Source organism: Rhodanobacter panaciterrae, from assembly GCF_014651895.1.
GTDB lineage: Bacteria > Pseudomonadota > Gammaproteobacteria > Xanthomonadales > Rhodanobacteraceae > Rhodanobacter > Rhodanobacter panaciterrae.
Genome location: NZ_BMXT01000001.1, coordinates 1,552,335 through 1,576,811 on the forward strand (window position 1 = coordinate 1,552,335; position 24,477 = coordinate 1,576,811).

Here is a 24,477-nt window from a genome sequence, read left to right on the forward strand (position 1 = left end):
GCTTGAGCAAACGGCGGCTCGGCGTTACGGCGTACAGGCCTTGCCATGCTCTGCATGGTTGCCCTTGGCCTTGGCGTCAGCCTCGCTCATGTACTCGCCGTGCTTGGTCTTGCCGTACCACTTGTCGCTCGGGCAGTGGTAGACCTTGCTGCTGTCGTTGACCCAGACCATGCCTGCGCCACCGCCCGGAGCAGCCGCCGCGGCCGGTGCCGGCATCGCGTGGGACTTCATGGCGTTGTTCGCGGCCGGTGCAGCCGGAGCAGCGGCAGGTGCTGCTGCCGCAGGTGCAGCTGGTGCAGCGGCTGCGGCGGGTGCTGCAGCGGCAGCTGCCGCACCGGCGGCGGCGTACCATTCCTTCACACCCTTGTGACCCTTGCACGCACCCTTCTTGGTGGCCTGACTGGAATAGCTGCCGTCCTTGCACTGGCCGGTGGAACCGGCGGGTGCGGACGCCTGTTGTGCATAAACGGCCGGTACGGCCAACAGACAAGCCAATGCAATGACCATCAGATTTGACGATTTCATTCGGACTCCCTCCAAGGTGATTTCGCGGCGACACTCCCAAGCACGCGCAACGACGGTGCCTGCAACGCGACTATGCCGCAAAACCATGACCGTAGAACACAACGGCTGTACAACATTCATCCACTAGCCGGCTGTTTCGAATGAACTTGCGAATCAGCCCCGGACAATGCCATCCGGCATCCTGCGTCTTGCCACACCCTCGCCGTTACGGCGCAGCGGCGGCTGGCTTGAGTTTGGAGTCCGGCCGCGCCACCGCATACATCTCCCAGCTGAATTGATTGAGCAGACCCTGACGATCCTTGCCCTCGACGTACAGGTCGAAGTGGGTGCGATCGGGCCGGAAACGGAAGTCGGCCTTGGCGTGCAGGCTGTCCAGCACCGCCTTCAACCTGTGTGCCGCACCGTCCAGATAGAACGTGTCGGCGGTGCCCACGGCCACATGGATCTTGCCGTCGAGATCGGGTTTCAACTGCGGCCAGTTCGCCTGCAGCAAATGCGCGATGTCGTAGTGGTCACGCCAATAGGCGACCACCGCCGGATCGACCGCGCCAGTATCGCGATTGAACATCGGCACCGGCCGACCGTCCGCGCCACGCGGCGAGAACACCCAGTCGAACGAGGCCATCTGGCCACCGTATTCGCCCAGCACGCGTTCAAGCCTGGCGAACGTCTCGAAGCTGGCAATCACCTTGCCCTTGTCGCGCACCAGCGGATAGGCCGAACCGTCCGGTCGGTGGTAGACGTTTGCGTTGGACGCATACAGATCCACACCGGTGAAATCGTGGAAGTCGCTGGGATCGGGCGAGGTCGACCAGGTGCCGCCGAAAATTTTCGGATAACGCATCTGCAACCACAACGTGGCCCAGCCGCCGGAGGAATGACCATTGAGGAATCGGCCATTCGGCCTGCCGTCCATGCGGTAGGTGGCTTCCAGCTGCGGAATCAGTTCCGTGGTGAGCGCCTGACCCCACGGACCGTTGTTGACCGAGTCGACAAACTCGTGCGTGCCGGTGGGGCTCGACTCATCGAGCAGCACCCAGATCATCGGCGGCATCGCCTTGCTCGCCATCTTTCCGTAAACCATCGCAGCCACAGCCGTCAGCGAGGTGGCACTGCCGCCGTAGCCGTGGGTGTAATACACCGTCGGATAGGTGGTGCTGGCCTTTGCATCATAACCGGGCGGTGCCACGACCCACCCGCGCATCGCAATCGGTCGGCCCCAGAATGCGGTGAGCGCCGGGCTAGTGAAGTCGATCGGTTGCGTGTGGACCTTGGCCTCGTCGAGATATTTCATCGAAGTGGCGCTCATCGCGCTCGAAGGAAAGGTCCACGGTGCGCGCGCCGGCAGCTGCTTCACCAGGGTCAGCGCAGGCATGTCCGCGGCAGGCAGATGCACCTTGACCACGTCGCTGACCAGGTCGCCGGCACCGCGACCGGAATAGTTGTAGCTGTGATCGACATCGAGCACAGCCTGTACCAGGTAATCGCCTGGCGGCAGTTGCGAGTAGCCGGCCGGAAACGCCAGCGTATCCGCATCGATATCCACGCCCTGCCCCGGTGCCAGACGACTCACTTCACGCGCGGCCACCGAGGTCTGTTCGGGACTGAACGGGCTGGTGTCCACCTCGTCGACCTTGCCGTCCTTCGCTGCAGCGATCGCTGCCTTGGCGTCAGTGGCGAACAGCAGTAGCCGGCCCGAAGCAGGCTGTGCGCTGGCGGCACCGAGTTGAATATGGAAGAGGCGATGCGCGGGAACAACTGGCGCATCCTGACGTGCAAGGGCAACGCCGGACAGCAGTCCCAGGCACAGCAAGCTGGCGACAATATGACGACAACGATGCATCACGAATCCCCTTCTATGATCGAGTGTTCCAGCGCGCACAAACCGCTTCAGCGATCATGCACCGTTTTTTTCGCAGCTCAGCTTGTCCGCTTCAGCACCAACGCATCAAGGCCATCGCGCCGGGTGATGATGCCGATGACCTTGCCACCGGCATCGCGCTGCACCAGCCGCCGCAGCCGCGGCTGGCCCGGCGTGAACAGCACATCCTTGAGCTCCACCTTGATCGCGTAGGGCTTGCCGCCGTTCACCATCCCCGTGAGCTCGTCACCATGACGGGCGATCACGAAGGTGACGTCGGTGCCGGCCTTGTAGGTGCCCGCATACTCATTCAGCAGCTTGACCGGCAACGTCGCTGCTGGCGGATCCTGCGGCACGGCGGTGGTCTGGCTCGAGATCATGCGCCAGCCACTCGCCTCCTGCTGCCATACCTCGGTCGAGCGGTAGGTGGCATGCGATATCTGTCCATGTGCGTGCACGGTGGACTGGTCCGTGAAACTGGTAACTGCCACCGGACCATAGACCTGGACGTGGAAGTCGGCCTGCACGAGATGGTTCGAGATGCCCTTGGGCGAAGGCCCCGCGCTGGCGAGAATGTCGTGCTTGGTGACCACGCTGCCGTCCTCGATCATGAAGGTCACCCGATCATCGAGATAGCGATCGAGCACGGCCGCGTCGCCGCTGGCCGAAGCATCGGAGAACTCCTGCGACTGCCGCTTGATCAGCGCGGCAACATCCTCGGTGGCGGCAAACGCAGGCAGGCACACAACCAGCAACGCCAACAGCACGACTTTCGGAACCGTTCGATGACACGACATGAACACTCTCCCTGCCATTGATAGTGAAATCACCACACCGAATCGCGGACAAACTTGCTGGTTACCTGACAACCGGCGGCAGCCCCGCCATCGTCACTCTTCCCCGGCAACTGACTTGAGCGGAGCCAACCGCAGATCCTGGAAGTCGAAACTGAAGTCGGTCAGTGGCGAGATCGGCTGCATGCGTGCCTCGGTGATATGGCCGTCCATATCCAGCGTGAAGGTCACGAACGCGTCGGCGTTGAGCGAGCGGTCGTCCCAGCGCACGGTGAAGGTGTCGTTCTGCCACGGCGTCATGGTGCCGACCAGCTGCGCGGTCTTGGAGAAGCGCAGGCGCAGCTTGCCGTTCTCGTTGCTGACGATGACATCGCCGTACCACGGATCGCGGTAAGTGCCGGCATATTTCGCCAGCGGCAATGACGGCTTGTTGTTCTTGTTACGCGCCGCCGCGTGCTTGGCGTAGCTGTCGTCGGAGTTCGCTTCGGCTTTCTTGACCGCCTTGTCGTAGACCGCGACCCAGTCGGTCTTCTGCTCCGGATTGAGGTAGGCATCGAGCGCGCGATAGGTCACTGCGTTGAACGCAGCGCCGGATTCGGCATTGGTCAGCACCACCACGCCCAGATGCAATTCCGGCACCAGGGTCACCCGCGAAACCATGCCCGGCCAGCCGCCGGTGTGCCAGACCAGCCGCTGGTTGCGGTAGTCGGACAGGAACCAGCTTTCGCCGTAGCCGTAGAAGTGCGGAGTCAGCGGCGCCAGTTCCGGAATCGGCGGTTTGCCGATCTTGATCGGGGTCAGCATGCTCCACATCTCGCGCTGGCTGTCCTCGGAAAACAGCCGTGCCGGCTTGCCGTCCGTGCCCTTCGTCGGCAAAGCGCCGCCGGCCAGCTGCACGTTCATCCACTTGGCCAGGTCATGCACGCTGGCGTAGATGCCGCCGGCGCCGGGATCGTTGAGCCACGCCATCGGCGGCACCGGCTTGAGATCCTTGAAGTCGGATTTGGCGTGGCCCATCGCCACATCCATGCCGGGCTTGAGGAAGGTCATGTCGATCAGCGATTCGTCCATGCCGACCGGCTTGAAAATGTGGTCGCGCACGTAGTCGGCGTAGCTCTGGCCAGACGCCTGCTCGATCACCAGCGTGGCCACCGCGAACAGGATGTTGTCGTAGGCATAACCGCTGCGGAAGCCGTTCTTGATCGGCACATCGCGCAGCCGTTCAACCACTTCCTTCGTGCTGTACGAGGTCGGCGGCCAGTACAGCAGATCGCCCGCGCCCAGCGAGAGCCCGCTGCGATGCGCCAGCAGGTCGCGGATGCGCATCTCGTGCGTCACGTACGGATCGGACATGCGAAACCACGGCAGGTGATCGATCACCCGATCGTCCATCTTCAGCTTGCCCTGCTCGGCCAGCTGTTGCAGCGCCGCGGCGGTGAATGCCTTGGTGTTGGACGCGATCGCGAACAGCGTGCGCGCGTCGACCGGCTCTGGCTTGCCGATCTCGCGCAGGCCGAAGCCCTGCTCCATCACCACCTGGCCGTCCTTGACGATCGCCACCGCGATGCCGGGCACGTCGAAAGTCTTGCGCGCGTTGTCGACGTAGGCGCCGAAATCCTGCAGCTGTGCCGGCAGCAACGGCTGCACGGTGTCGTGTATCGACACCGGTGGCGGCGATGGCTGCGCGACGGGTGTCTGCGCCCAGGCGCCGGAGGCGACGACGAACAGGGCACAGCAACCCGCCAGGCGCGGGGAAAAGAATCGCAGGGACATCGCAGGCTCCGCTGGTGGCAATTTCCCAACTATCACGGCAAACCTGATGCAAGACCAGCGCTGGAAGTCATGGGCCGCAACGCAGCCTCTCGACTCGTCTAGCGTCAGCACCGATCATTCACTCTTTATCGCGATACGCAACCTGCCCGTCGTGCACCGAGAATCAAAGACCGAGATGAATACCCTTGTGGATTGGCTCGCCGCCCATGCACTGCTGCTGTGGATATTGCTGCCGCTGCTGGCTGTGCTGGCCAACGACTTGGCCTGGCGACACAGCGCACGCCAGCGCATGGCCACTGTGCTTGATAGCCACCTGCCGGGCGTGATGCAGCCACGCACTGCGTCCACAACGGGCGCACTGGCAGCCGTGCTGTTCGCTGCCATCGCTTTCGCCATCGGTACCGGCGAGCCCGGTGCACTGGTGCATTTCGACACCACCCTTGCCGCCGGCATCCACACTCAGCTGCCGCCATCTGCCTTGCCCGTGCTTGCCAGCGTCAGCCTGCTCGCCAGCACGCCATGGGTGGTCACAGCATCCACGCTGATGCTGCTCATGCTGTTGCTGCGCCGGCAATGGAGCCTGTCGGCTTGCTGGGCCATGGCGCAAATCGGCATCCTGCCCATCGCCCACGGCATCAAGGCGTGCTTTCAGCGCACACGCCCGCCACATGATCCCCGCTTCGTCACCGATCTCGGCTGGAGCTTTCCGAGCGGTCACGCGATCAGTTCTGCCGTGCTCTACGGCATGCTCGCCTACGTGCTGCTGCGCCTGCTGCCAGCGTACTGGCATCGTCTGGTGATCGCCGTCACCCTGCTGCTGGCCGGCCTGATTGGTCTGAGCCGCATCCTGTTGCAGGCACACTATTTCAGCGACGTTGTCGCTGGCTATGCCTGCGGCCTGGCGTGGCTGATGCTGTGCATCGGACTGGCAGAACATCTACGTAAACGCGACATGATGCGAAGCCTTGCCGGGAAACTGCGCCAATGAGCCCATCGAGCGGCGACCTGTTCGCCCCACCTCCTTCCAGTGGTCCGCATATCCGCATCGGCATAGGTGGCTGGAACTATGCACCGTGGCGCAACAACTTCTATCCGGCCGGACTGGTGCAGCGGCGCGAGCTGGAATTCGCCAGCCGCCAGCTGCGCACGATCGAGATCAACGGCACCTACTACGGCGCGCAGAAGGCAGCGACCTACGCGAAGTGGGCCGCGGAGACGCCGAGTGGTTTCATGTTCTCGCTGAAGGCGCCGCGCTATATCACCGAAGACAAACGACTCGCAGATGTCGGCAAGGGCATCGGCAGCTTCGTGCATGGCGGCCTGGCAGAAATGGGCGAGCGGCTGGGACCGATCCTGTGGCAGCTGCCGCCGTCGCGGCCGTTCGATGCGAGCGACCTTGGCGCGTTTCTGGAAGCGTTGCCGCGCGCATTGAATGGCCAACCCTTACGACACGTGCTGGAAGTGCGTCACCCCAGTTTCATGGACGAGCATTACGTGGCACTGGCACGCATGCATGCGGTGCCCACCGTGTTCACCGATTCGCCCGACTATCCCTCGTTGGCCGATCTCACCGGCGATTTCACCTATGCGCGGTTGATGCGCAGCGCCGACGGGATTCCCACTGGCTATGCGCCGGATGAACTGGATCGCTGGGCCACGCGTGCGTGCAGCTGGGCCGCAGGCAACGACATCGGCGAACTGCCGCACGCGGCGCCGTTATTGCCCGGAAATAAGCCGCGTGACGTATTCATGTTCTTCATCAGCAGCGCCAAACACCGCAACCCGGCGGCGGCGATGGCGCTGCAAGCGCGGGTCGATGGCCAGCACTGACCCGCGCTTCCGGCAGCGCTGCCTCAACCGATGCAGAACACGTTGAGCTTGTGCCCTTCGATATCGCGGAAATAACCGGCATAGAAACCGCCACCGCGGTCGCCCGGCGCACCCTCGTCGCTGCCGCCAAGCGCCAGCGCCTTGGCATGCAGGCGGTCGACCTTGTCGCGGGCATTCACCACCAGCGCCACCATGTTGCCGTTGCCGATCGCGGCCGGCTCGCCGTCGAACGGTTTGATCACGCACAGGCTCGGCTGCTGCATCGAGACGCCCCAGAAGATGTAGCGCTCGGTCTCCATCAGTCGCTTGGCGCCCAGCTCGTCCAGCAAGGCGTCGTAATAGGCCGCCGCGCGCGGCAAGTCGTTGGTACCCAGCGTGACGTAACCGATCATGACGAACCCCTGTGATGAATGAAGGTGCGCCAGCATCCTGCAATCGCCGGCACCTGTCATCTACCGGTTTATCGGCGGGCTCGACCGCACTAAGCTCACCCCATTCCACATCCTGCGAATCCCCATGCGTCGACTCAATCACGTGATCCTGCTCGCCGCGCTGGTCTTCGCCGTGATGCTGTGGCAGCGGCACACAGCTGCGCCGGCTGGCATGCCCAATCCCACTTCGACGCCCCCCACCAGCCAAGGCACGACACCTGCGAGTCAGGACACATCGGCCGCACTGCCGGACTTCCTGCCACCGGAGGCACGCACCACGCTGGACGCGATCACCCGCGGCGGCCCGTTCGAACACAGCCAGGACGGCGTGGTATTCGGCAACTATGAAGGCCTGCTGCCGCAGCAGCCACGCGGCTATTACCACGAGTACACGGTGGAAACGCCCGGCGCGCGAACTCGTGGCACACGACGCATCATCACCGGCGGTACGCCGCCGGTGGTCTGGTACTACACCGACGATCACTACCGCAGCTTCCGCCGCTTCGAGATGAACCGATGAGCGCGCACGGTTTCGACCTGGATCTGACCAAGCCGACGCAGAGCGGCGTGTATTTCGTCGGCGTCAACGATATCGACCGTCTCGCCAGAAACGCCGCCCGCGACGAACTGCAGGTGTGCCGCACCGATTTGGCCGGCTGCCACGACAAGGACGAACTGCTGCGGCGTCTCGCCGTATCGCTACAGTTGCCGGCCACGTTCGGCCAAAACTGGGACGCACTGGCCGACTGCCTGCGCGACCTCGGCTGGATGCCCGCCTGGGGTTACGTGCTGCTGTTCGAGCACGCCGACGAGTTGCGCCAGACTGCCGAGGCGGACTTCAACATCCTGCTCGGCATCCTCGATGACGCGGCCACCTTCGGCAACGACAACGACATGCCGTGGTTCGCTTTTCTGGCGCTGCCCGACAGCGCATTCGACGACGGCCACGTGCCCGCCTGAAAAGCGTGTCACCCTTGTCAGCCCCTTTATCCCGGATTCCCATGCAAACCATCGATTTTGAACTGGAAGGCACCTACGTCGAGCTCAACATGCTGTTGAAGCTGACCGGCCTGTGCGACAGCGGCGGCGCCGGCAAGGCCATCGTGGCGACGGGTGCGGTGAAAGTCGACGGCGTCACCGAGCTGCGCAAGACCAACAAGGTCCACGCAGGCCAGGTCGTCACCATCGACGACGTGGAAATTCACGTACTGGCCGATCCGGATGCCTAAACAGGTATGTTGTCCGGCAGGCTGTCCAGTCGCTGATCGAGCTGCGGGTGCGCCGGCAGCCTGATCAGGAATTGCTGCTCCAATGTCTGGCGGATCTCGGCGACGCTGCCCAGCGTGCGCCGCTCGGGTTCACGCCCCATGCGCCGCACGGTGAATTCGCGATTGCGCAAACCCAACCGACCATCCGAGGTCGTGCGCGCCGCAATCAAGTTGTTGACGAACACCGAGTCAGGATGCGTCGACACATAGTGATTGGCCACGATGTAGTCGATCAGCGGCACCGGACGCAGGTCGAAGCGATACAACGACAACCACTGCCCGCGCACCAGTGACTGCATGCGCCAGTCGCCATCCATCTGCACCAGCCGGAACGGTTCCAGCGGGGTCGCCTGCTCGATGTCCGCCTGCAGCCGCAACGCTCCGACCAGGTTCTGCCCGCCGAAGCCAACGTCCACCAGCCAGCTCTCGCCGGCCAACTCGACGCGCAGCAGCATGTGAGTCTGTGGCGTGACCGCATCCTCGGGCCGCGTCCACAGCACACGTGCGATCAATCCCGACACCTCGAAACCGATCGTCCGCAACACCGCCGCGAACAGCAGGTTTTGCTCGAAGCAGTAACCACCGCGACCGTCCTGCACCAGCTTGCGCTGCAGCGCGGCCAACTCCAGATCGACGGGCAGGCCAAGCAGCGGATTGAGATTCTCGAACGGAATCGCTGCCACATGGGCGATCGCCAGCGCGCGCAGGGTCGACCATTGGGGAGCGACGGCATCTGCGTGGGCAATGCGCCGAAGGTAAGCCGCCAGGTCAATGGATTCACTCATGCTAAATATCCACAGGCTCAATATTCGGAAGTCGGGACCACGATAGTACCCGTCCGCTGATGGTCGTCATCCAGGTAACCGGAGCCGCCTGACCAGCGAAGAGACAGTATCCGACGCATGCAACGGCATGCTCCCTGTCGATCGTTGCATCTGTTGCAGGCGCTTGAACGTAACTGCATGGACCGCAGGTCGGCCCGATACAAAACCACTGTCAGCGAGGCACACCATGATTCGTCGAACTGCCTTTCACGTTATCCCGCTAGTCGCCGCCTTGGTGGTGGCCGGGCTGAGCGCCTGCCAGCCCGCTGCGGCCAACGATGCGCAGGCTCTTCCCGCGCCCACCGTGGATGCGCCAAAGAGCGCCGCCGCAGGCGAGCAGACCGCGGTATTGGCCGGCGGCTGCTTCTGGGGCATCGAGGCCGTGTTCGAACACGTCAAGGGCGTGCACAAGGTGGTAGCCGGCTTCTCCGGTGGCGTCGCCAACACGGCGCACTACGACGAAGTCAGCGAGGGCAATACCCGTCATGCGGAGTCGGTCCGAGTGCAGTACGACCCCGCCAAAGTCAGCTACGGCCAGTTGCTGCAGGTGTTCTTCTCGGTCGCGCTCGATCCCACCGAACTCAACCGGCAGGGTCCGGATACCGGCACCCAATACCGCTCGGTAATCTTCTACGGCAACGACGAACAGAAGAAGATCGCCACCGATTACATCGCCCAGCTGACCGCAGCGAAGTCCTTCTCAGCACCGATCGTGACCGAGGTCGTGCCGCTCAAGGCGTTCTACCCAGCCGAGGCCTATCACCAGCACTACTTCAGCGAGCACCCGTACAACCCGTACATCGTCATCAACGATGCACCCAAAGTCGCGAATCTGCAGAAGCTGTTTCCGACGCTGTATCAGCCTGAGCAGCAAGTCGTGGATGTCCAGCTGCACTGAGCTGGGTCAACTTGACTTGCATGAGGCGGCACGAACCCCATGTCTGGACTTCCGCGCCCCTCACGCGCCTGCCCTGACCTGCTGCTCACGTGCCGCCTCACGCTCATTCATCGCCGGCTGAATCCACTGAACTCACCCGCAGCTTCCTGGGTGTGTTCCGCTACAGCGGGCGTGCGCTGCAACTGGTCTGGAGCACCAGCCGCCCGTTGACCATCGCGCTGGCACTGCTGACGCTGATTGCCGGTCTGCTGCCGGCCGGCGTGGCGTACGTCGGTGCGCATATCGTCGATGCGGTGGTGACGGCCAGCCGTCAGTGGGCAAGCAGTGGTCATGCGCCACTGATATCGGTGTTCAAGTGGGTGGCACTGGAAGGCCTCCTGGTGGCGGCCCTCGCCGGCGCACAGCGCGGCCTGTCGATGTGCCAGTCGCTACTGCGCGCGCAGCTGGGGCAGCGCGTCAACGTGATGATCCTGGAGAAGGCGCTGACCCTGGAGCTGGCGCACTTCGAGGATTCCGAGTTCTACGACAAGCTCACCCGTGCGCGACGCGAAGCGTCTACCCGGCCGCTGTCGCTGGTCACCCGTACGTTCGGCCTCGGCCAGAACGCGATCTCGCTGATCAGCTACGGCACCTTGCTGTTCCACTTCTCGCCGTGGGCGGTGGCGGTCTTGCTGTTGGCCGGGCTGCCCTCGTTCCTGTCCGAAACCAAGTTTTCCGGCGATGCGTTCCGGCTGTTCCGCTGGCGTTCGCCGGAAACGCGCATGCAGCTGTATCTGGAAACCGTGCTGGCCCGCGAGGACCACGCCAAGGAGGTCAAGCTGTACGAGCTCGGCCCGCTGCTGCTGGATCGCTACCGCGACATTTTCAACAAACTCTATGGCGAGGACCGCGACCTGACCGTCCGCCGCGAAAGCTGGGGCTTCGGGCTTGGCCTGCTCGGCACGGTCACGCTGTACGGCGCCTATGCGTGGATCGCCATGACCACGGTAATCGGCCGCATCACGCTCGGCCAGATGACCATGTATCTGTCGCTGTTCCGGCAGGGCCAGTCGGCGGTATCGGCGATGCTGTCGGCGATCGGTGGCATGTACGAGGACAACCTGTATCTGTCGACCCTGTACGAATATCTTGAAACACCGGTGCCGCCGTCGCAGGGCACGGCCCAGCGCGGCGCGAAATCGGACGACGGAATCCGCTTCGAGCAGGTCAGCTTCACCTATCCCGGCGCCAGCGAGCCGGCACTGCACGACATCAACCTGCATATCCGTCCTGGTGAATCGCTGGCCCTGGTCGGTCAGAACGGTTCCGGCAAGACCACCCTGATCAAGCTGCTGACGCGGCTGTACTCGCCCGACAGCGGCCGCATCCTGCTCGACGGCACCGACCTGCGCGAGTGGGACGAAAGCACCCTGCTGCAGCGCATCGGCGTGATCTTCCAGGACTTCGCGCGCTACCAGATGCGCGTGGGCGAGAACGTCGGTGCCGGCGACGTTAGCCATTTCGAGGACGAGGCGCGCTGGCGCGAGGCCAGCGACAAGGGCATGGCCAGCGAATTCATCGACGGCCTGCCCGCAGGCTTCAACACCCAGCTCGGCAAGTGGTTCCGCGAGGGGCGCGAACTGTCCGGCGGGCAATGGCAGAAGATCGCGCTGGCACGCGCCTTCATGCGTTCGCGCGCAGACATCCTGGTGCTGGACGAACCCACCGCCGCGATGGATGCCCAGGCCGAGGCGAGCATCTTCGCGCATTTCCGCGAGCTGGCTGGCAACCGCATCGCGATCCTGATCTCGCACCGCTTCTCCACCGTGCGCATGGCCGACCAGATCATCGTGATCCAGGACGGCCGCATCATCGAGCACGGCAGCCACGAACAGCTGATGGCGCAGGACGGCCACTATGCACACCTGTTCTCGTTGCAGGCGCAGGGTTACCGCTGATCGGCTTGACCCTGGCCGCCCGCGCGCCCCATGCTTCGCCGTCTTGAACCATCCGAAACACACGCATGAGCAGTCGCTACAACGCCGCCGACATCGAAGTCCTCTCCGGCCTGGATCCGGTCAAACGCCGCCCCGGCATGTATACCGACACCACCCGCCCGAATCATCTGGTGCAGGAGGTGGTCGACAACTCGGTGGACGAGGCGCTGGCCGGTCACGCCAGCTCGATCGAGGTGATGCTGTACAACGACGGCTCGGTGGAAGTCAGTGACGACGGCCGCGGCATGCCAGTGGACATCCATCCCGAGGAAGGCGTCTCCGGCGTCGAGCTGATCATGACCCGGCTGCACGCGGGCGGTAAGTTCAGTGGCAAGAACTACAACTTCTCCGGCGGCCTGCACGGCGTCGGCGTCTCGGTGGTCAATGCGCTGTCCGACCGGGTCGAGGTGAACATCCGTCGCGATGGCTCCGAATACCAGATGGTGTTCGCCCACGGTGACAAGATCAGCCCGCTGGAAGTGATCGGCACGGTGCCGAAGAAGCGCAGCGGCACCACCTTGCGCTTCTGGCCGGAAGCGAAGTATTTCGACTCGCCGAAGATCTCCCTGTCGAAACTCAAACACCTGCTGCGCGCCAAGGCCGTGCTGTGCGCCGGCCTCAACGTGAAGCTCACCGACGAAGCCAGCGGCGAAACGATCGAGTGGCATTACGAGGACGGCCTGCGCGATTACCTGCGTGGCGAACTCGACGGCAGCGAGGCCTTGCCGAACGAGCTGTTCGTGCACCACATGGCGCGTGACGTGGAAGGTCTGGAAGTGGCGCTGGCCTGGTTGCCGGAAGGTGAACTGGTGCAGGAAAGCTACGTCAACCTGATCCCCACCGCCCAGGGCGGCACCCACGTCAACGGCCTGCGCACCGGCCTCACCACGGCGATCCGCGAATTCTGCGAGATCCGCAACCTGCTGCCACGCGGCGTCAAGCTGGCACCGGAAGATGTATGGGAACGGCTCGCCTTCGTGCTGTCGGCCAAGCTGCAGGACCCGCAGTTCGCCGGCCAGACCAAGGAACGGCTGTCCTCGCGACAAACCGCCGGCATGGTCGAGAACGTCATCCACGACGCCTTCAGTCTATGGCTCAACCAGAACGTGGAGATGGGCGAGCGCATCGCCCAGTTGGCGATCGAGCGTGCCAGCGCGCGTCTGAAAGCGGCCAAGCAGATCGTCCGCAAGAAGATCACCCAAGGCCCGCAACTGCCCGGCAAGCTGGCCGACTGCACCGCCACCGATCTCACCCGCACGGAATTATTTCTGGTCGAGGGCGATTCCGCCGGCGGCAGCGCCAAGCAGGCGCGCGACAAGGAGTTCCAGGCGATCCTGCCGTTGCGCGGCAAGATCCTCAACACCTGGGAAGTCGAATCGACTTCGGTGCTCGCCTCGGAAGAAGTGCACAACCTCGCCGTGGCGATCGGTTGCGACCCGGGCAAGGACGATCTGTCCAGCCTGCGCTACGGCAAGGTCATCATCCTTGCCGACGCCGACTCCGACGGCCTGCACATCGCCACCTTGCTGGCGGCACTGTTTCTGCGGCATTTCCCGAAGCTGGTCAGCGAAGGACACGTGTTCGTGGCAATGCCGCCGCTGTTCCGCGTTGACGTGGGCAAGCAGGTGTTCTACTGCCTCGACGAAAGCGAGAAGCAGGCGATGCTGCAGCGGATCGAACGCGAGAAGATGAAGGGCGCCGTCAGCACCACCCGCTTCAAGGGTCTCGGCGAAATGAATCCGCCACAGTTGCGTGAGTCGACCATCCATCCGGACACGCGCCGACTGGTGCAGCTGACCATCGGCGACGACGACGGCACCGCCAAGTTGATGGACATGCTGCTTGCGAAGAAGCGCGCCAGCGATCGAAAAGCATGGCTGGAAGAGAAAGGCGATCTGGCGACGCTGGAAGTCTGAATGATCGGGTTGCTTGCCGCCGCGCAACGCAACCTGCATGCTGATGCCATGTGCATGCTAGCGCCCTACTCTCGCGAAATCGGGATCACCAGCCGGTGAGCTTCAGCAACCCGGCCGAGCGTGAGGAACTGACCAACCTGTTGATCCGCACAGGTCGCAGCGACCAGCAGGCATTTGCCGAACTCTACCAACGCACTTCGTCGAAGCTGTTCGGCGTATGTCTGCGCATGCTGCGCGAACGCAGCGAAGCTGAAGAAGTGCTGCAAGAAACCTACATCACCGTGTGGCGCCGCGCTGCGAGTTTTGATGCCGGCAAGGCAAGCGCCATTACCTGGCTGGTGACACTGGCACGCAACAAGGCGATCGACCGGTTGCGCCAGCACCGCGAAGAACAACTTGACGATCCGCTCCGACTGGAAGAAACCGCCGACATGCGGCCTACACCTGCCGCCGACGCCGAAACCAGCCAGGAACACCAGCGCCTGCAGCGATGTCTGGATCAGCTGGAACCACCGCAACGCGCTGCCGTGCGTGAAGCCTTTTTCACCGGCGCGACGTATAACGAATTGGCGGGTCGCTGCAAGGTACCGCTGGGCACCATGAAAAGCTGGATCCGCCGCAGCCTGCTGCAATTGCGTAACTGTCTGGAACAATGAACACACCTGCCGACCATCGCCATGACGACCTGCGCTACGCCGAGTACGTGCTCGGTGTGCTGGACGCCGATGCACGCGCGGCGGTGGAGCAGGAGATTCAGGTCAGTCCGCAGGCCGCCGCGGCAGTCGCACTGTGGCAACGTCATTTGACACCACTGACTGACGATATCGGCGACATGGCTGCGGCACCGTATGTCTGGGCACGCATCCACGATGCACTGCAATTGGCCGCACCGGCAGCACCGCAGCCGCGCGCCAGCCTGTGGGACAACCTGCGTCTGTGGCGCTGGCTCGGCATTAGTGCCAGCGTGGCGGCCGCGGCCTGCGTAGTGGTCATATTTACGCTGCCCCGCCCGGCAATCACACCATCGACGGCCAGCACTGCCTATATGGCCGCCACCATCACGCAGGACAATGGCGTCACCGGCTGGACTGCCACGATGGATCTGCAACATGCCCGGATGATCGTGGTGCCCGCCACGCCGGCCGCTTTTGCGCCGGGACGTGCGCCTGAGCTGTGGCTGATCCCGCCGGGTGAAAAGCCCATCTCGTTGGGCGTGATCGCACGTGACAAGCCCACCACCATCACCTTGCGCACTGAGCTGCTGACGCGCCTGAGTGCCCAGGCTTTGCTCGCTGTATCGGTGGAACCAGCCGGCGGCTCGCCCACTGGCCAGCCCACCGGCCCAGTGATGGCCAAGGGAGCAATCAGCGGCGCCTGACCAGCATGCTGCATCGCCAGATCTGGCCGCTGATTTTTTTCGTCTCATCTGCATCCGTTATCGCATCTGCTGCGTATCTCCTCCCGCTTCCGACCCGCGAAGCGGACATCACTGGAGAACGAGATGAAGATCAATCAGCACATGCGCAACCTTGCTCTTGGCCTTTCCCTGGCCTTGGCCACGCTGGCTGCTGCACCGCTTGCCATGGCCGGCCCGATGAGCATGGAAAAAACCGTGATGGTTGGTGACGCGGCGATGTACCCGTCGAAGAACATCATCCAGAACGCGGTTAACTCGAAGGATCACACCACTCTGGTTGCCGCGGTCAAGGCTGCCGGACTGGTCGATACGCTGTCAGGTCCTGGTCCGTTCACCGTGTTCGCGCCGACCAACGAGGCATTTGCCGCGCTGCCTGCAGGCACGGTCGACAATCTGGTGAAGCCGGAAAACAAGGCCACGCTAACCAAGATCCTTACCTATCATGTGGTGGCCGGAAAGATGACCTCGCATGACCTCGAAAAGGCAGTCATGGCGGGCGGTGGCAAGGCCGTACTGAAGACTGTCGAGGGCGATTCCATCACGGTCGCGAAAAGCGGCAGCGCCTGGACCGTCACCGACGACAAGGGCAACGTGGCCAACATCACCATTGCTGACGTGATGCAGTCGAACGGCGTGATCTTCGTGATCGACAAGGTGCTGATGCCGTAATTCGTTCGCACGCCTGAGTATCGACAGCCGCCCCGACTCCCTCATCGGGGCAGCTGTTTTTGTGGCGAGGTCGGCGTTATGGTGTCCACTGGTTTTTCGTGGGCAACTCGCATGGCCTTGCTACCACCGCTCGACCTCCAGCGCTGGATCGACGAACACCGCCATCTGCTGAAACCGCCGGTCGGCAACAAGTGCATTGTCGACGGCGACTTCATCATCATGATCGTCGGCGGCCCGAATGCGCGCACCGACTATCACCACGATGAAGGCCCGGAGTTCTTCTACCAGCTCGAAGGCGAGATGGTGCTGAAGGTGCAGGACGACGGGCAGGCCCGCGATATTCCGATACGGGCGGGCGAGATGTTTTACCTGCCGCCGCGGGTACCTCATTCGCCGCAGCGTATGCCGGCATCGATCGGACTGGTGATCGAACGCCGCCGCGTCAGCGGCGAGAAAGATGGCCTGCTGTGGTTCTGCGAACGCTGCAACCACAAGTTGTTCGAGGAATATTTCGTGCTCGACAGCATCGAACGCGATTTTCCGCCGGTGTTCGACCGCTTCTACGGTTCGCGCGAGGCGCGCACCTGCGACGCATGCGGCCACCTGAATCCGGCGCCGGCGAAATACGGCTAGACACTGAGGCCATCACGCGCCAGCCACTTGCGCGCCATCCGTCGCAGCGAGGCATCGAAGCTGCTGTCAGCCGCCACGTCGACCACCGGCCGCCACGCCAGCGCCCGTGATTCCTCGTTGATCACGAAGCGATCGTCCGCACCGGCACGCAATACATAGCGCACGTCGTAATGCCAATGTTCCGGCTCTTTCGCACGCGCCGGAATGCGATGCCGATCGATATCGAAGATGCCGCCTTCGATGCGCAGGTCGATCACGCCGGTTTCCTCCTGCGCCTCGCGCAATGCCACCCGCGCCAGATCGGTATCACCATCGGCGTGACCGCCCGGCTGCAGCCACCTGTCCAGCTTGCGGTGATGCATCAGCAGCACCCGCGCGCTATCCGCACTGACCAGCCATGCCGAGCCAGTGAAATGCCCTGGCGAGTGCGCGCGTTCGAACGTCGCCGAATGGGAGTTCAGGAAATCCGTGAATATCGAGACTGCACCAGCCTCTTCCAGATGGCGGGACATATAGCCCCGAAGATCGACCAATATTCGCGAAACTTCTGATTGCATGACTTGTGGCACGGTGCAGTTGGAAATGCACATCATAGCTGCGTCGCAGCTTGTTCCCCTTCCCCTGCTCCGTTATGGTTGCGCGTCACGTCGGCTCGTCGCGTCATACTCGTCGCGGTCTCGGACGAGCGTGGTATTTGTTTTTACGGGGAGTCACCAAATGCTTTTCAAGCGCGTCAAGTCGCTCGACCAGATTCTCGCTACTGCCGAAAAGAAAGGCCTCACAAGGCAGCTTGGCCCCTTCCAGCTCACCATGCTCGGCATCGGTGCCATCGTCGGCACCGGTATTTTCGTGCTGACCGCCGAGGCAGGCCAGAAGGCAGGTCCCGGCATGATGATCGCCTTCGTGATCGCGGCCGTGGTCTGCGCACTCGCCGCGCTGGCCTATGCCGAGCTGGCCTCGATGATTCCGGTGGCCGGATCGGCCTATACGTATACCTACGGCGTGCTAGGCGAAGGCATTGCCTGGATAGTCGGCTGGGCACTGGTGCTGGAGTACACCATCGCCGCCAGTACGGTGTGTGCCGGCTGGGCGGGCTACGTCAACGGCTTGCTGACACATGCCGGATTCGGCTTGCCGCACTTCCTGCAGGCAGGCCCGATGGATGGTGGCAGCTTCAACCTGCTCGCCTGCCTGATCGGCCTGGCGATTACCCTTCTGCTGGTGTTGGGCACCTCGAAATCGGCCAAGGTCAACACCGTACTGGTGCTGGTCAAGATTTCTGCCCTCATCGCCTTCATCTTCGTCGCGCTACCGGCGGTGAAGGATCAGAACTTCACACCTTTCGTGCCCAACGGCTGGGGTAGCCCAATGGGCGGCATCGGCGTACTTGGTGCGGCAGCCTCCATCGTGTTCGCCTACATCGGCTTCGACGCCATCTCCACTGCCGCCGAGGAAACCAAGAACCCGAACCGCAACATCCCGATCGCCTTGATCGGCTCGCTGAGCGTATGCACCATCTTCTATCTGCTGGTGAGCTACGCCGCTGTGGGCTCGGTGGGTGCGCAACCCATGCTGGGCCCGGACGGGCTGGCTCTTGAGCCGGGTACACCGGCATTTGCCGCGGCCTGCCAGGGTTCGCAGGCACTGGTTTGCAGCAAGGAGGCGTTGGCCCATGTGGTCCGCCTGCTTGACCACAACAACATTGGCTCCTTCATCGCCTTCGCCGCCGGCATCGCGTTGCCGTCGGTGATCCTGACGATGACCTACGGCCAGACCCGCATTTTCTTCACCATGTCGCGCGATGGCCTGCTACCCAGCAAGCTGGCCAAGATCCATCCACGCTTCCACACGCCGCACGTCATCACGCTGATCACTGGCAGCTTTGTCGCATTGTTCGGCGCGCTGTTCCCGGTGGGCATCCTCGCCGACATCACCAATTCGGGCACGCTGTTCGCATTCATCATGGTGGCGTTAGGCGTCCTGATCCTGCGCCGCACCCAGCCCGATCGCCCGCGTCCGTTCCGTACCCCGCTGCCATGGCTGGTCTGCCCGCTGGCGGTGATCGGCTGCCTGCTGCTGTTCCTCAACCTGTCGAAGGAAGCCAAGATCACCTTCTTCGTATGGGGCGCGATCGGCCTGGTGGTGTACTACCTTTATGGTTACCGCAAGAGCCATCTGGCCAATGGCACTGAGCCGAGCTGAAACAAGATCGTTTTTCGCCTGACCTATCAGCCGGCACGGTAATACCGTGCCGGTGTCATATTCGGAACGCCCCATGCTCAAGCAGTTGCTAGCTCGCAAGACCGATTTCTCGAACGCCGACAATGTCGATGGCCCCGGCCTGAAACGAACACTGGGCCCGTGGGGCCTTACCGCGCTGGGCATCGGGGCGGTGATCGGCGGCGGCATCTTCGTAATCACCGGCCAGGCCGCTGCCGAGCATGCGGGTCCGGCGATCATCCTCGCCTTCGTGATCGCGGCCATCTGCTGCAGCTTCACTGCCCTGTGCTATGCCGAATTCGCCACGCTGATCCCGATGTCGGGCAGCTCGTACTCCTACGCCTATGCCACGCTGGGCGAGCTGATGGCCTGGTTCATCGGCTGGAACATGGTGCTTGAATACGGCGTATCCGCCTCGGCGGTCGCGGTCAGCTGGACCGGTTATTTCGTCAGCCTGCTGGATCATGTCGGCATCCATCTGCCGACGGTGTTGACCAACGCACCGCTGGCCTACACCAACGGCCACCTGGTGACCACCGGCGCGCTGTTCAACCTGCCCGCGGTCGCCATCGTGCTGGCGCTGACCTGGTTGTGCTACGTCGGCATCAAGGAGTCCAGTGGCGCGAATCTGGCCATGGTGATCCTCAAGGTCAGCCTGATCGTGATCGTGATCGTCGCCGGCTGGAACTACGTGAACCCGGACTACTGGCACCCGTTCATTCCAGCGAGTCAGGGGCCGGAGAAGTATGGCTGGTCGGGCATCATGCGTGCGGCCACGCTGGTGTTCTTCGCTTATATCGGATTTGAGGCGACATCGACGGCCGCGCAGGAAGCCAAGAACCCACAGCGCGATCTGCCGATCGCCACGCTGGCCTCGCTGGCCATTTGTACTGTTCTGTACATCGGCATCGCCGCGGTGATCACCGGGCTGCTGCCTTTCGACCAGCTCGGCACCAGCGAACCCGTCGTGACCGCAGTCAGGGCGCATCCCGAACTCGGCTGGCTGCGCTGGGTGGTCGAAGTCGGCGCGCTGATCGGTTTGTCGTCGGTAATCCTGGTCATGGTCATTGCGCAACCGCGCATCTTCATGATCATGGGTCGCGATGGCCTGCTGCCGCCGGTGTTCGCCAAGATTCATCCGCGCTATCACACACCGCACATCAACACCGTCATCACCGGCGTAGGCATCGCGGCGCTGGCAGCGGTGTTCCCGCTCGACGTACTTGGCGATCTCGTTTCGATGGGCACCCTTATCGCCTTCGTCGCCGTCTGCGCAGGCGTGCTGATCCTGCGCAAGACGCGACCCGAGTTGCCGCGCACATTCCGCGTGCCCTGGGCACCAGTCACCTGTGTACTCGGCGTGCTCAGCTGCCTCACGTTGCTGTATTGGGAAAACTGGTACCAGTGGCTGCTGCTCGGCATCTGGACCGTGATCGGCATGGCCATTTATTTCGGCTACGGACGCCGACACAGTCGCTTGCGTCTGCAAACTGAATCAGTCAAAGCCCCCTGAACACCGGACATATTCGCCGAAATTCAGCAAACATCGACAAAATTTGTATATCTTCGTTTAAATCACCCACTTACCAAGCTGAGAGCGGGCAAGTGACGTACCTCTCACAAAATCTCATAATTTCAATAGCAACCAATTGATATTGTTGAATTTAACGAGTTTTTTGCGAGAGAAAATCGACGCACCATCATCCATTCGCCGATCGCGGGAGTATCATCCTCAGTCCGCGGGTTGATCACTTGGCAGTGGGCCCCGGATCGTGGCCCGGCGTGTCAGGTGGGTAAGCTCCTCAGCCTGTCGCGCCGGGCCGCACTTTTCTCGCAGCGTCCCTGCCCGCGCCCCCCATCTCCTTCCTTCAACGCAGATTTGTCGCGCAGCGCGTGGCGCATTGGGCGTGCATCAACGCAAAAGGCCGGCGATGAGCCGGCCTTTGTGATGAACACATGCGTTGGATCGTTACGCGATCAGGCCTTCTTCGGCGTGTGCGACACGCACCAGCCTTTCGCATTCACCGACTTGCCCGGGAACAACTGGCACGGGCCGCGACCGGTGGCGCCTCCGCTATAGAACTGGCAATTGGCGCAATCATCGCCAGCCTTGTGCTTCGCGTCAGCCGTCTTGCTGGCGTCTTCCACGTAACCCAGAGCCTTGGCTGTCGGATCCGCCTCAGTCACTGGCGGCAGATCGGCCGCACGCGCAAAACGCGGCAGACCACCAATGACGACCGCAGCCACCGTGGTGCCAGCGGCCACCTTGAGGAATCGGCGACGCGATTCGGTATCTTGTTCGTTCGACATGGGCAAGCCTCCGTCAGTGATCTATCCGGCACGCCCTGCGCCAGATTCTCCTCGGATGGTACGCCCGTCTCTGCAATCTTTCCTGACTTGCGAGAATGGCTCTCATTCCAGCCAGGTGCCCGTCTGGCACATGGTATAGTTGATGCTCATTTGGACGTCCAAACACCATGAGTCAAACCCTGCCCGCCACGATTCCCGCCAGCCTGTTCGAGGCATGCGCCGACAGCATTGCAGATACCGCGCGTGAGCTGTCCGCACTCGGCTGGACACCCGCGACCAGCAGCAATTTCTCCATGCGGATCGATGCGGAGCATGCGGCGATCACCGTCTCCGGCCGGCACAAGGGCCGCCTCGGTCGCGACGACATCATGCTGATCGACCTGGATGGTCATGCCGTCGGCACCGAGGCCAGGCCCAGCGCCGAAACGGCACTGCACACGCAGATCTACCGGCGCTGGCCGGAAATGCGCGCGGTGCTGCACACCCACTCGCGCACGCAAAGTGTGGCCTCGCGCCTGTTCGCCGGCGACGGCGTCATCCGCCTGCAGGGCTGGGAATTGCAGAAGGCGATCACCGGCTATCACACGCACGAGAGCACACTGGAGATCCCGGTGTTTCCGAATACCCAGCACATGCCCGAACTGGTCGCCCAGATCGATGCGTGGCTGGACGCAGGCAAGCCATTGCATGCGTATCTGATCGACGGCCACGGCATCTATACCTGGGGTCGCGACATGGCCGAGACCCAGCGTCACCTGGAAGCGCTGGAGTTTCTGCTCGGCTGCGAACTGGATCTGAAAAAACTGAGGGCATCATGAGCCGCCTGCGCATCTTCGACGAATCCCAGCCGTTATCGCCGCTGACGGAGCATCACGAACACTCTGCGATTGCCCGTGAGTTGGGTCTGGTCGGCGTTCGCTTCGAGCAATGGGAAGCCAGCCAGCCGATCGTGCCCGGCGCCAGCCAGGACGAAGTGATCGCCGCCTACCGCAGCGACATCGATCGGCTGAAGCAAGAGAAAGGCTATCAGGCGGTCGACGTAATCAGCCTCACGCCCGATCATCCCGAGCGCGCCGCACTGCGCCAGAAATTCCTCAGCGAGCACACCCACAGCGAGGACGAGGTGCGCTTCTTCGTCGCCGGCTCGGGCCAGTTCACCCTGCACATCGCCGGCAAGGTCTACGACATTCTGTGCGAACAGGGCGACCTGATCGGCGTGCCGGACGGCACCCGGCACTGGTTCGACATGAGCGAATCACCCTACTTCGTGGCGATCCGGCTGTTCACCAATAAAGAGGGCTGGGTCGCCCAATTCACCGGCGACGACATCGCCCAGCGCTTTCCGCGGATGCAGCCGCGCCAGATGGCAACGTCATGATCGAAATCCGCGCCATCGTCACCGACATCGAGGGCACCACCAGCTCGATCAGCTTCGTCCGCGACGTGTTGTTTCCGTATGCGCGCAAGCGCCTGCCGGCCTTCATCGAAACCCATGGCGACCGCCCCGAAGTGCAGCACTGGTTGCATGAAGCGGCCAAGGAGGCCGGTCTGGTCGAGGCCGCCCGCCAGGAAATCATCGAGTTGCTGCTGCAATGGATCGATGAAGATCGCAAATCCACCGCACTGAAAGCGTTGCAGGGCATGATCTGGAAAGACGGCTACGCCGCCGGCGACTATCGTGCCCACATGTACCCGGAAGTCGCCGCGCGACTCCGCGACTGGCGCGCTGACGGACTGCGCCTGTATGTCTATTCGTCCGGCTCGGTGCCTGCGCAACAGCTGCTTTTCCGTTACAGCGAAGCCGGCGACCTGACTGCGCTGTTTGCCGGCTACTTTGACACCGAGACCGGCCCCAAGCGCGAGACCGAATCCTACCGGCGCATCGCCGCGGCGATCGACGAGCAGCCACGGCACATCCTGTTCCTGTCCGATATCGTGGAAGAACTCGACGCGGCGCAGGCCGCCGGCTTCCACACCGGCTGGCTGATCCGCGAACCGCTGGCGTGGCCGGTCGAACCGCGTCATCGCGCTTATCGCGATTTCGACGCGATCACTCCCTGAACTCCAGGCGCGAATCCCGCCCATGCGCACCCTTCTGACTGCCCTGCTTGCCTTCGCTGCTGGTGTGCTGCTGATGCTGTGGCTGTCCGGACATCCCGCCCTGCCATCAATCGCCAACCAACCCGCGCCCTCCATCGCCCCCGCCACGGCTTCCACCAGCAGCGCGCCGAACGAGACCTCATCAACCGAAGCCAATGCCGATAACGGCGATGACTGGCCCAACGCCGGACCGACCCCGGAACAGGTGCTCTACGCGCAGCCACGGATGATCCGCGATGCGCTGGCACAGCTGACCCCGCGCGTGGCCGGCAAGCCGAATCTGTACCTGCTGACGTTTGCCGGCGACGCTGGCGAGGACGTATTCCGCAACGAAGCCGAATATGCCGCACAGTTGTTCGGCAAACGCTTCGGTGCCACCGCGCACAGCCTGGTGCTGGAAAACAATCCCGCTAGTCTCGCCACTCATCCGTTGGCCAGTTGGAGCAACCTGGAAGCCGCGCTCGACGGCCTGGGCAAGGTGATGCAACCGGATCAGGACATCCTGCTGCTCTATGTCACCAGTCACGGCAGCGAGGACCACACCCTGCTGGTCGACATGGACCCGCTGCCACTGGATCAGATCGGCGCACCGGATCTGGCTGGCATCCTGGCCAACCACCGGTTCAAGTGGAAAGTCGTTGTCGTCAACGCCTGCTACTCGGGCGGCTTCGTTCCACCACTGCACGGACCCGGCACCCTGGTACTGACCGCCGCCCGCGCCGATCGCAGCTCGTTCGGCTGCGGCAGCGATTCGGACATCACCTACTTCGGCAAGGCATGGCTGGTCGACGCACTGAATCGCACGCCGGATTTCGTCGAGGCATTCAAGCAGGCCAGCGGCGAAATCAGCCAGTGGGAGCAGAAGGACAAGCTCACTGCGTCGGAACCGCAGATCGATATCGGCAGCGGCATCGCGGATCAGCTCGCGCTGTGGCGCAAGGGCTTCACGCCCGGCCCCGCGGTGGCGTTCAAGCCTGCCGCACCGGCGCCAGCCAGTACGACGGTGATAGCGCAGTAGCCTGCTTGCAAGGC

The 24,477-nt window shown here is 63.0% G+C and carries 26 protein-coding genes; 18 read left to right on the top strand and 8 right to left on the bottom strand.

Annotation, left to right across the window (positions count from 1 at the left end; all coding sequences use genetic code 11):
- Positions 1-24: 24 nt before the first annotated feature.
- From IE071_RS07185 to IE071_RS07200, 4 genes are all read right to left on the bottom strand, one after another.
- Entirely contained in the window at positions 25-525 is a 501-nt protein-coding gene (locus tag IE071_RS07185) for a DUF3761 domain-containing protein (RefSeq protein WP_189440391.1), read from the bottom strand.
- Between the two features lie 205 nt (positions 526-730).
- Positions 731-2,368: an alpha/beta hydrolase gene (locus tag IE071_RS07190; protein WP_189440393.1), complete on the bottom strand. Its 1,638-nt coding sequence runs from the start codon at positions 2,366-2,368 to the stop codon at positions 731-733.
- Positions 2,369-2,445: 77 nt separating this feature from the next.
- A complete protein-coding gene (locus IE071_RS07195; RefSeq protein WP_189440394.1) occupies positions 2,446-3,183 on the bottom strand; it encodes a nuclear transport factor 2 family protein in 738 nt (245 codons plus the stop codon).
- A gap of 93 nt (positions 3,184-3,276) precedes the next feature.
- Entirely contained in the window at positions 3,277-4,953 is a 1,677-nt protein-coding gene (locus tag IE071_RS07200) for a serine hydrolase (protein ID WP_189440395.1), read from the bottom strand.
- A 175-nt stretch (positions 4,954-5,128) separates the two neighbouring features.
- On the opposite strand from IE071_RS07200, the gene IE071_RS07205 reads away from it, so the two are divergent.
- Both IE071_RS07205 and IE071_RS07210 read left to right on the top strand, forming a co-directional pair.
- Positions 5,129-5,941: a phosphatase PAP2 family protein gene (locus tag IE071_RS07205; protein WP_189440396.1), complete on the top strand. Its 813-nt coding sequence runs from the start codon at positions 5,129-5,131 to the stop codon at positions 5,939-5,941.
- The gene (locus IE071_RS07210; protein ID WP_189440397.1) at positions 5,938-6,783 is read left to right on the top strand and encodes a DUF72 domain-containing protein; all 846 of its coding nucleotides are present in this window, start codon (positions 5,938-5,940) and stop codon (positions 6,781-6,783) included. The genes IE071_RS07205 and IE071_RS07210 overlap by 4 nt, the downstream gene beginning before the upstream one ends.
- Positions 6,784-6,806: 23 nt before the next feature.
- Here the strand turns inward: IE071_RS07210 and IE071_RS07215 are convergent, their stop codons facing one another.
- Entirely contained in the window at positions 6,807-7,175 is a 369-nt protein-coding gene (locus tag IE071_RS07215) for a VOC family protein (RefSeq protein ID WP_189440399.1), read from the bottom strand.
- Between the two features lie 124 nt (positions 7,176-7,299).
- Between IE071_RS07215 and IE071_RS07220 the strand changes: the two genes are divergently transcribed.
- The 3 genes from IE071_RS07220 to IE071_RS07230 are packed head-to-tail and all read left to right on the top strand — an operon-like array spanning position 7,300 to position 8,443.
- On the top strand, positions 7,300-7,734 hold the full coding sequence (locus IE071_RS07220) for a guanyl-specific ribonuclease (RefSeq protein WP_189440400.1): 435 nt from the start codon (positions 7,300-7,302) through the stop codon (positions 7,732-7,734).
- Entirely contained in the window at positions 7,731-8,174 is a 444-nt protein-coding gene (locus IE071_RS07225; protein WP_189440401.1) for a barstar family protein, read from the top strand. The genes IE071_RS07220 and IE071_RS07225 overlap by 4 nt, the downstream gene beginning before the upstream one ends.
- Positions 8,175-8,215: 41 nt before the next feature.
- A complete protein-coding gene (locus IE071_RS07230; RefSeq protein ID WP_189440403.1) occupies positions 8,216-8,443 on the top strand; it encodes an RNA-binding S4 domain-containing protein in 228 nt (75 codons plus the stop codon).
- Here the strand turns inward: IE071_RS07230 and IE071_RS07235 are convergent.
- Positions 8,440-9,267 carry an arylamine N-acetyltransferase family protein gene (locus IE071_RS07235; protein ID WP_189440404.1) on the bottom strand — a complete coding sequence of 276 codons (828 nt, stop codon included), beginning with the start codon at positions 9,265-9,267 and terminating at the stop codon, positions 8,440-8,442. The two genes, IE071_RS07230 and IE071_RS07235, sit on opposite strands and share 4 nt — an antisense overlap.
- A 226-nt stretch (positions 9,268-9,493) precedes the next feature.
- Here IE071_RS07235 and msrA point away from each other — a divergent pair, with 226 nt between their 5' ends.
- From msrA to IE071_RS07270, 7 genes are all read left to right on the top strand, one after another.
- Positions 9,494-10,204, top strand: coding sequence for a peptide-methionine (S)-S-oxide reductase MsrA (gene msrA, locus IE071_RS07240; RefSeq protein WP_189440406.1), 711 nt, complete (start codon positions 9,494-9,496; stop codon positions 10,202-10,204).
- An 89-nt stretch (positions 10,205-10,293) separates the two neighbouring features.
- Positions 10,294-12,141 carry an ABC transporter ATP-binding protein gene (locus tag IE071_RS07245; protein ID WP_229792784.1) on the top strand — a complete coding sequence of 616 codons (1,848 nt, stop codon included), beginning with the start codon at positions 10,294-10,296 and terminating at the stop codon, positions 12,139-12,141.
- Positions 12,142-12,206: 65 nt separating this feature from the next.
- Positions 12,207-14,096: a DNA topoisomerase IV subunit B gene (gene parE, locus IE071_RS07250; protein WP_189440407.1), complete on the top strand. Its 1,890-nt coding sequence runs from the start codon at positions 12,207-12,209 to the stop codon at positions 14,094-14,096.
- 95 nt (positions 14,097-14,191) lie between these two features.
- On the top strand, positions 14,192-14,752 hold the full coding sequence (locus tag IE071_RS07255; RefSeq protein WP_189440408.1) for a sigma-70 family RNA polymerase sigma factor: 561 nt from the start codon (positions 14,192-14,194) through the stop codon (positions 14,750-14,752).
- On the top strand, positions 14,749-15,474 hold the full coding sequence (locus IE071_RS07260) for an anti-sigma factor (RefSeq protein WP_189440409.1): 726 nt from the start codon (positions 14,749-14,751) through the stop codon (positions 15,472-15,474). The genes IE071_RS07255 and IE071_RS07260 overlap by 4 nt, the downstream gene beginning before the upstream one ends.
- 123 nt (positions 15,475-15,597) lie before the next feature.
- Positions 15,598-16,182: a fasciclin domain-containing protein gene (locus IE071_RS07265; RefSeq protein ID WP_189440410.1), complete on the top strand. Its 585-nt coding sequence runs from the start codon at positions 15,598-15,600 to the stop codon at positions 16,180-16,182.
- Positions 16,183-16,293: 111 nt separating this feature from the next.
- Entirely contained in the window at positions 16,294-16,815 is a 522-nt protein-coding gene (locus IE071_RS07270) for a 3-hydroxyanthranilate 3,4-dioxygenase (RefSeq protein ID WP_189440412.1), read from the top strand.
- On the opposite strand, the gene IE071_RS07275 is transcribed toward IE071_RS07270, so the two are convergent.
- On the bottom strand, positions 16,812-17,327 hold the full coding sequence (locus tag IE071_RS07275) for an NUDIX hydrolase (protein ID WP_229792785.1): 516 nt from the start codon (positions 17,325-17,327) through the stop codon (positions 16,812-16,814). The genes IE071_RS07270 and IE071_RS07275 overlap by 4 nt on opposite strands.
- 205 nt (positions 17,328-17,532) lie before the next feature.
- Between IE071_RS07275 and IE071_RS07280 the strand changes: the two genes are divergently transcribed.
- Positions 17,533-19,017, top strand: coding sequence for an amino acid permease (locus IE071_RS07280; protein ID WP_189440414.1), 1,485 nt, complete (start codon positions 17,533-17,535; stop codon positions 19,015-19,017).
- Between the two features lie 73 nt (positions 19,018-19,090).
- Positions 19,091-20,548 carry an amino acid permease gene (locus IE071_RS07285; protein ID WP_189440416.1) on the top strand — a complete coding sequence of 486 codons (1,458 nt, stop codon included), beginning with the start codon at positions 19,091-19,093 and terminating at the stop codon, positions 20,546-20,548.
- A gap of 464 nt (positions 20,549-21,012) precedes the next feature.
- Here the strand turns inward: IE071_RS07285 and IE071_RS07290 are convergent, their stop codons facing one another.
- A complete protein-coding gene (locus IE071_RS07290) occupies positions 21,013-21,345 on the bottom strand; it encodes a high-potential iron-sulfur protein (protein ID WP_189440417.1) in 333 nt (110 codons plus the stop codon).
- 167 nt (positions 21,346-21,512) lie between these two features.
- On the opposite strand from IE071_RS07290, the gene IE071_RS07295 reads away from it, so the two are divergent.
- From IE071_RS07295 to IE071_RS07310, 4 genes are read left to right on the top strand one after another with little or no spacing between them, the layout of a single operon-like run.
- On the top strand, positions 21,513-22,163 hold the full coding sequence (locus IE071_RS07295) for a methylthioribulose 1-phosphate dehydratase (protein WP_189440419.1): 651 nt from the start codon (positions 21,513-21,515) through the stop codon (positions 22,161-22,163).
- Complete coding sequence (locus tag IE071_RS07300; protein ID WP_189440421.1) at positions 22,160-22,723, top strand: 1,2-dihydroxy-3-keto-5-methylthiopentene dioxygenase; 564 nt, start codon at positions 22,160-22,162, stop codon at positions 22,721-22,723. The genes IE071_RS07295 and IE071_RS07300 overlap by 4 nt, the downstream gene beginning before the upstream one ends.
- Positions 22,720-23,406 carry an acireductone synthase gene (gene mtnC / locus IE071_RS07305; RefSeq protein ID WP_189440422.1) on the top strand — a complete coding sequence of 229 codons (687 nt, stop codon included), beginning with the start codon at positions 22,720-22,722 and terminating at the stop codon, positions 23,404-23,406. Before IE071_RS07300 ends, mtnC begins: the two co-directional genes overlap by 4 nt.
- Before the next feature lie 22 nt (positions 23,407-23,428).
- Positions 23,429-24,463 (top strand): C13 family peptidase, encoded by a 1,035-nt coding sequence (locus tag IE071_RS07310; RefSeq protein ID WP_189440423.1) that lies wholly within the window; start codon positions 23,429-23,431, stop codon positions 24,461-24,463.
- Positions 24,464-24,477 lie beyond the last annotated feature (14 nt).